Annotated in this window: 8 protein-coding genes; 7 read left to right on the top strand and 1 reads right to left on the bottom strand. The window is 45.2% G+C overall.

Features of this window, described 5'->3' with window-relative positions; genetic code table 11:
• The 6 genes from DO97_RS17995 to DO97_RS17975 form a co-directional block, all read left to right on the top strand.
• A partial coding sequence (locus DO97_RS17995) for a Tc toxin subunit A (protein WP_036536133.1) occupies positions 1 to 2091 on the top strand: 2091 nt, incomplete at its 5' end.
• Positions 2092 to 2362: 271 nt separating this feature from the next.
• On the top strand, positions 2363 to 4060 hold the full coding sequence (locus DO97_RS24515; protein WP_162183027.1) for a hypothetical protein: 1698 nt from the start codon (positions 2363 to 2365) through the stop codon (positions 4058 to 4060).
• A complete protein-coding gene (locus DO97_RS30380; protein ID WP_072016501.1) occupies positions 3966 to 4253 on the top strand; it encodes a PA14 domain-containing protein in 288 nt (95 codons plus the stop codon). The genes DO97_RS24515 and DO97_RS30380 overlap by 95 nt, the downstream gene beginning before the upstream one ends.
• Positions 4168 to 6657, top strand: a complete 2490-nt coding sequence (locus tag DO97_RS17985) for a neuraminidase-like domain-containing protein (protein ID WP_162183026.1) — start codon at positions 4168 to 4170, stop codon at positions 6655 to 6657. The genes DO97_RS30380 and DO97_RS17985 overlap by 86 nt, the downstream gene beginning before the upstream one ends.
• A 69-nt stretch (positions 6658 to 6726) precedes the next feature.
• The gene (locus DO97_RS17980) at positions 6727 to 11010 is read left to right on the top strand and encodes a Tc toxin subunit A-related protein (protein WP_052128927.1); all 4284 of its coding nucleotides are present in this window, start codon (positions 6727 to 6729) and stop codon (positions 11008 to 11010) included.
• A 6-nt stretch (positions 11011 to 11016) separates the two neighbouring features.
• Positions 11017 to 11277 carry a hypothetical protein gene (locus DO97_RS17975; RefSeq protein ID WP_156120650.1) on the top strand — a complete coding sequence of 87 codons (261 nt, stop codon included), beginning with the start codon at positions 11017 to 11019 and terminating at the stop codon, positions 11275 to 11277.
• 124 nt (positions 11278 to 11401) lie between these two features.
• Here the strand turns inward: DO97_RS17975 and DO97_RS24505 are convergent, their stop codons facing one another.
• Complete coding sequence (locus tag DO97_RS24505) at positions 11402 to 11758, bottom strand: hypothetical protein (RefSeq protein ID WP_162183025.1); 357 nt, start codon at positions 11756 to 11758, stop codon at positions 11402 to 11404.
• A gap of 86 nt (positions 11759 to 11844) precedes the next feature.
• Here DO97_RS24505 and DO97_RS30375 point away from each other — a divergent pair.
• Positions 11845 to 12174 (top strand): helix-turn-helix domain-containing protein (locus DO97_RS30375; RefSeq protein ID WP_036535292.1); only part of this gene is annotated, 330 nt, incomplete at its 3' end.

Here is a 12174-nt window from a genome sequence, read left to right as displayed (position 1 = left end):
CTCCAGAGAAATCCGAAAGATCTTGATGAAGCAAGATTTCGCGATATTACCTTTGTTGCTCGTGAGACAGGGATTGAACAAGAGAAAATCGAGTTCATCGTTGCTGCCTTCAAACTAGCTACCGATCCTTTTCGTCAAGATCTGCAACCCCAAGTGTTTTATGGTTTAGCCCGAACTCAAAGGTTAATCGATCTGGTCGGACTTGCTCGCGCCAGCATCACCAACTTGCAAAACGGACTCAAACAAGCCAGTAGCCAAGATGTCAATATCATTCCCGCCTTTGTATCAGACGAGGAACTCAATCGCACGGTAGATCTGATCCATCGCATCTCCATAGATCAGATCTTAAATACTCCTGCGGCTGAAGGTAACCCAGCCCTGACTCAAATTCTCGCGCCAATTCTCCCTGTCGTCGAGCAACAGCAAACCCTGATGAGCCAATTTGCTAACCATGAAGGGGAAATTGAGCAATATTGGACAAATTTAAGGTTACTTCCTGAGTTTCAGGAAGCAGGAAAGGTTGAAAAAGTCCAGCTTTCCTTCCAACTGAATACGTTGACTCAAGGCAACCTGCCTCTGATGAGTGCCATACAAGCGCAATATCCGTCTACCCGCAGCATGGCACGAGTGAGACCAGAGGAGTTGGTAAATCTCATTCAGCAAACTGCAAACAATATTCCCCAGGGTTTTCCAGGTGAGACACCGGAAGAGAAGCTAGCACTATATTCTAACAGCATTGTTGGTTTACTCCAAGGTGCTTTCCCCACGGAAACCGTTGCACATGTTGTTGCAAAAGTGCCTGATGTTCATTTCAATAATGTCGCAGCTACATCGGTTGCACAGTTCTTTAACCGTTCAACCGATAGCAGTATTGTTCCGATTGGTGAAGAGTTTGATATTCGCAGCACCCACATCGATAACTTCTTAAACAAATACGACAACCTCATATTTGGCGATATAGCCAGCGAAGAGAAGCAGAAGATCACAGCGCAAGTCAAGCGGACTCAACGGTTATTCCACGTCAGCACTAGCCCTGAAACGTTTCAAGTGTTGATGGAGAGCAACTTAAACTCAGCTAACGATCTGGCTCAGATGCCCTTCCGAGCGTTGCAAGAAGAACTAGGAGACAAAATCAATGCGCCTGAACTGGAATTAATGCATCAACGAGCAATGGCTGCTAGCGCTACCAGTTTGCACCTAGCACTGATGGCTTATCAATCTGCTACGGGTGCCCATCCAATGGTTGTTGGCGAGGGGCTGAAAGAAGTGCCCAACTGGGCATCCCTGTTTGGCAGCCTGGATTTCTGTGATTGTAAACATTGTCAATCGGTCTACAGTCCTGCTGCCTATTTTGTAGATCTGCTGCAATTCCTTGACGTGCCCAGGAAATCTGCAAAACCAACCCCGTTGGATTATTTGATTGGCAATCCAGATAAAGGCATCGTTGGTAAACGTCCCGACCTGCCTCATATTCCGTTGACCTGTGAGAACACCAACACCCCCATTCCCTACATTGACCTGGTTAACGAAGTGCTAGAAAGCTATGTAGCCTTCGGTAAGCTGGATGAAACAACAGCTAAAGATACGGGAGATAGCACTGCCGAGGAACTGAGTGCCAATCCTCAATATGTTGAAGATACTGCTTATACCAACCTACAAAATGCAGTTTTTCCCTACAATCTGCCATTCGATCGCTTCCTGGAAATTGTACGAGTGTATTTGGAACATCTAGGCTCCAGTCGCTTTGCGATTGTGGAGGCATTTAATACCAGTTCAATCAAGAAGTTGGTAGCCGCCAGTGAATCGTTGAGTATTTCTGCCAAAGAATTTGAGATCCTTACAAGTAAACAGTTTGATGGCTCTCCTTCAACCATTTCTGTCAATCGCCTGTATGGGTTTGAAGATGCTACGCTGACTCCCACATTACAACTCAACGCAAAAGGGATCGCTGTCATTCTGCTACAAGCTAAGTTGAATACTGACGGGGCAAATCCTCAATTGACGTTGAGCGGTACCTATGATGCCGTCACTCAAACAGCAGTTCAAGCGTTTCAACAGAAAAAATGGTTTAACAGTAGACGGCATTGTTGATGCTGATGATTGGGTAGTTCTCGTCACCTTTAAGCCAGATGCTACAGGTGCATTGTTCGCAAGTGTACCAGAGTTTTTACATCGAACTGGATTGAGCTATGTCGAACTAGTTAATCTACTCAAGACTTTTTATATCAATCCCAGTCAACAGGCACTCACAAAACTAGAAAGTGCTGAGATTACTTATAAAGAAGTCCAAGATCTCATACTAAACAATTTTGCAAACCTTAGCCCAATACTTCAGAGCAAGTTAACGCAAGCTGGCTGGAGTGTGGATGATGTTAGACAACTGATTGAGCAATCTTTAAGGGCGATCGTTCTCTACTCCAGTACTTCTGACTGCGATCTGGACAAAACTCTGATTCAATACCTTGACGGCAACTTCTTAGATGATCAAGATGCCTGGAAGATACAGCGGTTTATCCGATTGTGGCGTAAACTCGGTTGGACTATGCCAGAACTTGATACAACACTGAGATCTTTGGGATACGTCGATACTATCGATGAAGTGGGGATTCAAAAGTTGGCAGAAACTAAAAAACTTCAAATTAATTTGAATACACCCCTTATCAAGCTAGCAAGTCTCTGGGCAAATATCGGGACTCAGGGTGAGAATTCCCTTTACAAGAAGCTTTTTTTAAATCGTGCCATTTTAAAACAAGATGATGCCTTTAAGCCCAAGCCTGATGGCTCAGTTCTAGATGGCAGTCAGATGATTGCCGATCACATCCCCAGTCTATTGGCAGCATTTCAAATCAGTGCCGTAGACCTGGATTTAATTTACACGGATGTCAACTTACCGGACGATCATCTGACACTAGAAAATGTCTCTAAGCTTTATCGATACACGGTGTTAGCAAAGGCACTAAAGCTCAAGATCAAAGACTTAATCACACTCAAATCCTTGACAGGACGTGATCCATTCCCAGCGAGTGAACCCGCAGCAACCGCCATTTTTGTTGCTATTGTGCATCAGATTAAGATATCTGGATTCTCGATCGCCCAACTTAATTATCTCTATAGGCATATCTGGGAGTCATCGTCTAATCTGGCACCTCAACCGTCTGCCGTGACATTGCTCGTGAAAACATTACAGGCGGGATTGCAAGAGACCGCCCAAGAGAATCAACTAGTGCCCGATCCAATCGGTGAATTGGCCCGTTCAAAGCTGGCTAGTTTATTTGAGCCTGCGATCGCCGATCAGACTGTTCAGATGATTTTGAGCACTTCTGCAACCTATGCCGCTCCGCTCGCCCAACTCCCTGCCGGAATTGCTTTTCCTGTGGGAGTTCAACCCAAAATTGGCTATGACCAGACAGCGAAAAAACTCACCTTTGCTGGCTTAATGACACCAACCGAGCAAGCTGATCTGATTAACGCCTCGAATGATCTGGACTACAGATCTGCAGTGAATCAGTTACGGCAGAAGTCAACAGATTTTATTCAAGTGTCTGCATCGTTCATTGCCAGGAGTCTGGCTGATTTTTTGAACCCAGGGGATGCAAGCACTCAGTTATTGACCTCATCGGTCAACACTGAAGGAAAGTCCGATTCAGCAGTAGTCTCCCAAAAGTTCGCTTACCTGCTGGAGCGTCTACTTCCCTACCTGCGTGACAAACTGAGTCGCAGTCTGGTGAAACAGACCTTGAGTGACAGCTTAAAGCTAGACGGTGAAGTAACGCAGGTATTGCTGGAATCGATTCTGAAAGCTTACACCGATGCCAGCCAACCAGCGATCGCAGATTTTTTGGCATTGCTGGGAGATGGGCTGGCGGCAACCTATTTCAACAATGCTACGTTTACAGATCCTGCTGCTGTCAATCTCGTTGACTCAACGGTCAGTTTTAACTGGGGGTCAAAATCCTCCTCATCCATTGATTACTCAACCCATTTTCAGCATTCGCTGGACTGGAAAATTGCTGGCACCATCCAGCGAAACCTATACTTTTTACACACGTGCCACTGGTAATCTTCAGCTCTGGATTGATAACCAAGCGATCGCTGATCAAAGCACTCTTGCTCTGAAAGAAGGACAACTTTATGACATCAAGGTAGAGTATGCCAGGACAAATGCGAATGTTGAGGCGATCGCTGAACTGCAATGGAGCAGCGTTTCGACTCCCAAAGCTGCAATCCCACAAAGTCAGCTTTTTTTCTGGTAAAACCTTTACAAGTTTTGATTTGCCACTGCAATCCTATGCACTTCTGCATAAGATTGCCCTATTGGTTAACGCATTCAAAATTACTGCTAAAGAGTTAGTTTATCTTTCCAACCATGCAGATGACTTTGCTGGCAAAGATCCTACCGCCCCTGCCGATGTCAACAAAAATGTACCTTTCAACCTCAACACATTACCGCTTGATCCATCGAGAGGTAAAGCTGCCTTGTTTGACCAGTGGTTACGCTTAGCCAATCTCTTTGCTTTGCGAGAAAGCTTGCCAGAAGGAGAAATCGGTTTGATGGATGTCTTTTCCTTTGCGGCAACCAGCGCAGACAAAACCCAGCTTAGTCTGGAGTTACTTAAGCAGTCGACCATCATTAGCAATCAAAATACTGACCTCATCAGCCTGCTCAGTAGTTGGCTAGGGGTGTCTGAAGCGGCAATGAAACAGATTCTGCTGCGTGACTGGTCGGGTCTCAGTAAAACAGCGATTAAAACTTTGATTGGCGATGCTAGCCAATCACTGACACATTTCATCAACGTACTGGCTAAACTGAGTGGTCTACAAATTCTGACTTTGCTACTAGCGACAGCAACTGGATGGAATGTGAAGGAGATTGATTATTTAATCAGTCCCCAAGGCTTTAATTTGACGCTGGCTGATTTCAAAGACGAACAATGGTTACTCAAGCTCCAAAACTGTACAAATCTGAGTCAACAGTTAGGCATCTCTGCCGCAAAATTGTTTAGCTGGGCAACCCAAGCCCCTGATTCAGTACAAGCTCAGGACATTAAAAATACGGTTAAAGCCAAGTACGATGAAGAGACTTGGCTAACAGTGGCAAAGCCCTTGAGTGACAAGCTACGAGAAAGCCAAAAATCAGCACTGGTTGCTTATGTTCTAACGTTACCAGCAATTCGGCAGGCAAACGTCACAGATGCCAATCGATTGTTTGAGTATTTCCTGATCGATGTAGAGATGTCTGCCTGTATGCTTACGTCACGCATCAAACAGGCAATTTCTTCTGTACAACTATTTGTACAACAGTGTTTGCTCAATCTGGTGCCGGGAGTGCGTCCTAGCCAGATTGATGTAAATCGCTGGGAGTGGACAAAAAACTACCGCGTTTGGGAAGCCAACCGCAAAGTTTTCTTGTATCCTGAAAACTGGATCGAGCCAGAATTGCGGGATGACAAGAGCCCTTTCTTCAAAGAACTGGAATCAGAATTACTGCAAAATGATGTCACAGATGAAGTGGCTGAAAAGGCACTGCTGAACTATCTATATAAGCTCGATCAGGTGGCAAATCTGGAAGTCTGTGGGATGTATTTTCAGGACAATTTTGACAGTGCCGAAAACTTCAAGAGCCTCCTTCATGTCTTTGCTCGCACGAAGGGGGGCATGACTCGCAGCTACTATTATCGCCGTCTGGTTGATAACCAAGTTTGGACACCTTGGGAGAAAGCAGAACTAGATATTCATGGAGTTCAGGGCAGCGATGAGAAGCAATCAGATGGGATTCATTTGTTACCAGTGGTGTGGAACCGCCGCTTATATCTATTCTGGCTTATTTTCACCTCAAAAGCCAAAGTCACGCCTGCAACTTCTATCACAATTAATACTAATGCAAGCACAAGTCTTCCACCCCAAGCGGAGAAGTACTGGCAGATTAATTTGGCTTGGAGCCAATATGTTCAGGGTAAATGGACACCAAAGCAGATTTCCGAAGATTTCACTACATATGGACTTATATCGCCCGCTAGTTTTCAGATGAAATCGCTCATCTCACAACTCAACAGTCTTGAATTACCTATTTTTGTGTCAGGAGATTTAAAGGGAAGATTTACGCTTGAAGATGTTCACGGCAAAGTTAGTTGGAGCAACGATAAAACTAAAAATACTGAATTAATTGAAAAGCTTTGGCCGATGAGCATGACAAGTTCTCCAGTTCCAGGCGGAAAAGGAGAAATATTTTGGCTAGCAACCAGTCATTTCATGGAATACGCTGGGCATGACAAGTTAGGGTTTGCATCCGCTCCAGATTATAAAGGTCAACCTGCTCTAGAAAAAACACCTGGCTATCACATTTTTCCCTTGAATCAACAGAATGCAAAGGCTTCGAGGACACGATTCTTTTATCATGACTTACAGAATAGTTATTTTGTCCGAGTCAGAGAATACTATGAGTGGATTGTTAACCAAGTTGAAAATCCGGGAAAAGTTATACCTGGAGTTTCTGATAAAGTTTCTTATAAGGATTACGATGTTCGCCGCGATTTAGGCAGACCTGCTCCTGACTCAGTGATGGAAAAGGTAGTGGCAAATCCCTGGGTCACGGCTGAGCAGCATGTATTTACTCAGAAAATTAGCATGATCGCCAATCAATCTGGAATTGGAATATGACCCAGATTGAAAGCTATACATGTCCTATTCTTCCCGAAATAAAATCGGTTTTTCAGGAGCATTAAAAGTATGACTAACCTCAAAATCACAAAGGCATCACTTGAGTTAAGCCATCTCAGCGGTATTGCGACATATCTAAATACATCCACAGCGATTAATCTCAAGTTTGAGCCGTTTTTTCATCCCTACGTTGCAGAGTTTATCAAAGGGCTAAATCGTCAGGGTATTTCCGGTCTACTCAATCTCTATAATCAGACCCTAGGCAATCCCTATCTCCACTCCCCCTGGAAATCTGGCTACCTCATTTCAACCGCTACTACAGGTTCTGCCTGCATAATTGAGGGTGGTTTTGGTCAACTATTTCAGGTTGGCTCACAACCCGCACGTCCTGGTAATCTGGAATCTGTCATTCTGGAAGGTAACGAACTTCGGCATTACTCCCACGACAGTTCAGATGTAACTAAGCCCTGGCAAAAGTCACCGCAGGTTATTACCAGTCAAGCGACAGGGTCAGGATGTATCACTGAACGGCTTTCCGGAAGGCTAATTCATGAACCCGGAGTAATTCGCCCTGGAAACTTTGAAGTTGTTGTGCTAGAGGGTAGCAACCTCCGCCACTACAGCCGTGATAACTCCAATTCCAACAATCCTTGGGTGCTTCAGGGACTCGTGACTAGTAGCGCGACGGGTTCGGGTTCCATTATTGAAAGCAGCTTCAAAGTTGCAAACCGAAATTGTCTGGAAGTAGTTGTTCCTGAAGGTAGCGCGCTTGTTCATTACCAGTATGCGAACGGACAGTGGATTAAGCAAGGAGAAATTACCGCTCAAGCAACGGGACCAGGTTGTATCATTCAAAGTAGTTTTACATCGGGTCAGAATGGCAATTTCGAGGTTATAGCTTTGGAGGGCAGTCAGCTCGTTCATTACTGGAAAGACAATGCCAAAAATATCTGGAATCGGGGTAAAGTTATCACGGATACTGCAACTAGTTCTGGATGGATTGTTCAGAGTCGTGTCCGTGACAGTCAATTTCATGGCAATTTTGAAGTGGTTGCTTGTGAAGGTCATCCAGATCAGCTTCCTTGGCAATTGGTTCATTATTGGAAAGATAACTCAGACATCGGTAGTCCATGGAGGCGGGGGCAGGTAATTACAACCCATGCCAGTGGGTCAGGATGTATTACTCATGGTCACTTTGGCACTATCGGTAATTTTGAAGCTGTAGTACCTGAGGGGAATAAACTCGTTCACTACTGGAATGTCAACGAAGGAACTGTTGGGAGTGAAGGCGAACGATTTTACTTTAAGGATGCCTACAAACCAACAAAATACGTGGACGATCCCTATCCACGCCACGATATCGATTTTTCCTTTGGCGGTGCCTACTCGCTCTACAATTGGGAACTCTTTTTTCATGCGCCGATGCTGCTGGCTTCTCGGTTAAGCCAAAATCAGCGATTTGCCAATGCTATGCGCTGGTATCACTATATTTTTGATCCCACAGATGACTCTAACGAGTCAACGACTCATCGTTACTGGAAGGTGCTGCCTTTTCGGGATGTGGAGAAGCTGCGAATCGACCATATGCTGGCACTGTTGAGTGACCCAACCAAGAAAGGCTCCCCGGAACGGCAAAATGTGGTGGATCAGTTGAATGACTGGGGCCAACATCCCTTTCAACCTCACCGGATTGCCCGATTGCGTCTCATTGCCTATCAAAAAAGTGTGTTGATGAAATATATTGATAACCTGGTAGCCTGGGGCGATCAGCTTTTTCGCCGTGACACGATCGAAGCCATTAATGAAGCAACTCAACTGTATATCCTGGCAGCCAATTTGTTGGGACCGCGCCCTCAGAATATTCCGAAGCGAGGTAAAACCAAACCACAAACCTATGCTCAGCTACGCCCCAAACTTGATGAGTTTAGCAATGCAAAAGTACCGATTGAAAACGAGTTTCCCTACGCAAGTGTATCGTCATCAGTCCAAGTCAACAATGAGACGACGGGCTTACTTGGCATTGGTGATACCTTCTACTTCTGCATCCCCAAAAACGACAAACTACTGGGTTATTGGGACACAGTAGCCGATCGCTTGTTTAAGATTCGTCACTGTATGAATATTGAAGGGGTTGTGCGTCAATTACCCCTATTTGAGCCACCGATCGATCCGGCATTACTGGTACAAGCAGCGGCAAAAGGGATAGACCTAAGTAGTGTTTTATCTGACCTCAGTTCACCATTGCCCTACTACCGTTTCAGCTACATGCTGCAAAAAGCGCTAGAGGTCTGTGCAGAAGTGCGATCTCTCGGAGCAGCCATGCTTTCTGCATTAGAGAAGCGCGATGTCGAAGAACTTGCGGCAATCCGGGCTGGGCAGGAAGTGCAAATCCTAAACCTAGTTAAAGAAACGAAGCTACAACAGTTTAATGAAGCGAATGCATCAAAGGCAGCACTAGAGTCGTCCAGAAAAGTTGCGACTACACGATATCTGCACTACCTCACGCTTCTTGGAACTGATAGTCCGAAGGAACCAGTATTAAATGAACAAATTCAAGAGACCACAGCAACAGGCAACGCTGCTCTAGCAAGCGCTGAAGGGGTTAAGATGACTACCTATGAAGAGCAAGAGATAGATAGCTTAACAAGCGCAAATTCACAAAAGGAAACTGCGGCAGGGCTAGAGACGCTAGGAGCGGCCTTTAGTACTATTCCAACATTTGGAGCAAAGTTTTCGCCTTTTGGAGTTGGTGGTAGTATTTCATTTGGTGGGTCAAATCTCGCTTCACAAACCTCCTTCTTTAGTCGGATTGCTCAATGGATTGCAATGTCTCATGAGTATGGTGCTACTAAATCATCCATGATTAATGCTTCAGTTATACGAGAACAGGATTGGGTTTTGCAGAACAAACTTGCAGCGAAAGAGATTATGCAAGTTGACAAACAATTAGCTACTGCTGATATTCATATTGCTATTACTGAACAAGAACTCAAGAACCACGAGCAGCAGATTGAAAATGCTCAAGCGATTGAAGATTTTCTGCGCGATAAGTACACTAATGAAGAACTTTACAGCTGGATGAAAGGGGAAATTTCTACGCTCTACTTCCAGTGCTATCAGCTTGCTTACGACTTGGCAAAGAAAGCCGAACGCTGCTTCCGCTTTGAGCGAGGTGTAACTAACTCAAACTTTATCCAGTTTGGCTATTGGGATAGCCTCAGAAAAGGACTGTTATCTGGCGAACACCTCTATCTTGCACTTAAGCAGTTAGAGAGGGCCTATCACGATCAAAACAAACGCGAATATGAAATCACCAAAAACATTTCGCTAATGCTTCACAATCCACTGGCACTAATTGCGTTGAAAGAAACCGGAACCTGCATCTTGGAACTCCCGGAAGCACTCTTTGATACCGATTATCCCGGTCACTATATGCGCCGCATTAAGAGCGCCACTCTCACCATTCCCTGCGTCGTTGGACCTTATACCAGCATCAACTGCACGCTCAACTTACTAAGCAACAAGACCCGCATCAACAGCAACGCCCAAACTGCTTACGCTGAAGATTTAGAGAACGATGATCCTCGCTTTGTGACGAACTTTGCCGCTATGCAGGCGATCGCCACCAGCACCGCCCAAAACGACAGCGGCATGTTTGAACTCAGCTTCCGGGACGAGCGCTATCTCCCTTTTGAAGGTGCAGGTGTTATCTCTCGTTGGCGAATTGACATGCCCAAAGACTGCAATGCCTTTGACTTCGACACAATTTCCGATGTGATTATCAAGATAAACTACACTGCCCGCGAGGGTGGAGAGCTTCTGAAAGCAGCGGCGAGAAAAGCTCGGAATGATGAAAACAAGGATGCAGACAAAGCTCCACTTGCAAGACTATTCAGTACCAAACATGAGTTTCCGACTGAGTGGCATCGGTTTCTGAATCCAAAAGATCCAAATAATCCCCAACCATTAATTCTTGACTTTTCTAAAGAGCGATTCCCCTTCCAGTTCCGCAGTAAAAAGCTGACCATAAGCAAAGTGGAGTTTTTCCTCGATCTTAAGGATGAGATCAAACCTGGGACTCAGCCTCCAAAGACCTATACTCAAGCCTACGCCTCAGGGACTCCCTTGAATGTGACGCTTAAATCCCCTAACAATGGAGATACTGGTGGTTCCAAGCCTCTCAACAGTGCCCCATCTTTCTTGAATGGAATTCCCCATCAATTGTTTGAGGGATTGGATGTTGAGGTTAAGAGTGGCATCGATGGTCTTTGGTCACTCTCAGCAAATGCAGTTCCGCTGAAGGATGCCATTATTGACTTTTTCATAGTCTGTCACTACTCAGTAAATTCCTAGTAACCTATGCGGAGTCAGCTAGCCACAATCCCTGAGATCGCTATTTTGACATCCCCCACCCACCCACCGATTCAAACTGCCGCTGAATGGCTGGCAGAACAATCCCACCCAAATCCCAACCTGGAAATTGCCTTAAATCTGGTGTTGCAAGGTCGGGTTATTTCCCAGGAACCTGGAGAACGGTTGGCGATCGCCGTAGAACAAACCCAATGCACCCGACCGACGAGAGTTTGTCTGTGGGCGTTCGAGGTCATGTGCGGCGGGTGATTGGGAACGTTATGCAGCCCAAGTCGTCAGTGAGAGTAGAATCGAAAACCACTGACAATGAAGGAAAGTAATATATTATAAATTTGTACAGCTGCCCTGCCAGTTGCTCCTAAGTATTGCTCTACTACCAACATGCATTAGCTAGCATCCTATCGTGGAGAATCACAAAAGATAGCGCATCTAACAGTATCAAATACTTTATGGAAATCACTTCGCTTTCAAAACCTGTGAAAGCTCCATGCACAACGCCATGACGATTTATTGAAGATGTTGAATCAGGGATTTCCCAAGTCTTTTTCCAGAAAGAACCGTCCTCAAGATAATCAAATATTGAATCAAGAATAGTCCTAGAAAAGCAAACTACTTTTCTTGAAAGTACAACAGTTCTGAGCTGCTTTACGCAATCTACGTATCCACCTGGCGGATTTTTACCACAAAGACGCAAGTAGTCTTTTACAATACCCTCAAACTGGGGTACCAAGACGTAGATAGAACAAATATAGCGTTTTTCAGCCTAGTAGGGCTGGCGAGGTAAGATATAGGAATCCACTGTTAATCTAGATAAACGTGCGCCCATATTCTGAAGACTTGCGGAGAAAAATAGTTGAGAGATACATAGACGGGAAGACCTCTCAACGCAAGCTAGCCGAACAGTTTCATGTAGCATACAGCTTTGTACGCAAACTAACGAAGCAATATCGAGAGACCGGGACTATCCGTCCGAAGCAGCGAACAGAACAAACCCCCAGCAAACTCAGTGCTGAGCATCTGGCTGTGTTGAGTGGCTTAGTTGAGACAAATAATGATGCCACCTTGAGCGAACTGTGTGATCTGTTAGACGAAGCAGTTGGGGTTCGAGTCAGCATAACGACAATGTTTCGGATGCTTCAGAAGCTG

Origin of the sequence: Neosynechococcus sphagnicola sy1 (genome assembly GCF_000775285.1) — a bacterium.
Lineage (GTDB): Bacteria > Cyanobacteriota > Cyanobacteriia > Neosynechococcales > Neosynechococcaceae > Neosynechococcus > Neosynechococcus sphagnicola.
Note: the sequence above shows the minus strand (reverse complement) of the source record. Positions and strands in the feature narration are given on the sequence as shown.

Bases quoted from the DNA above. Each gene is read 5' to 3' on its own strand.
- DO97_RS17975 (WP_156120650.1), top strand. From the start codon at position 11,017: ATGCGGAGTCAGCTAGCCACAATCCCTGAGATCGCTATTTTGACATCC.
- DO97_RS17980 (WP_052128927.1), top strand. From the start codon at position 6,727: ATGACTAACCTCAAAATCACAAAGGCATCACTTGAGTTAAGCCATCTC.
- DO97_RS17985 (WP_162183026.1), top strand. From the start codon at position 4,168: ATGTTGAGGCGATCGCTGAACTGCAATGGAGCAGCGTTTCGACTCCCA.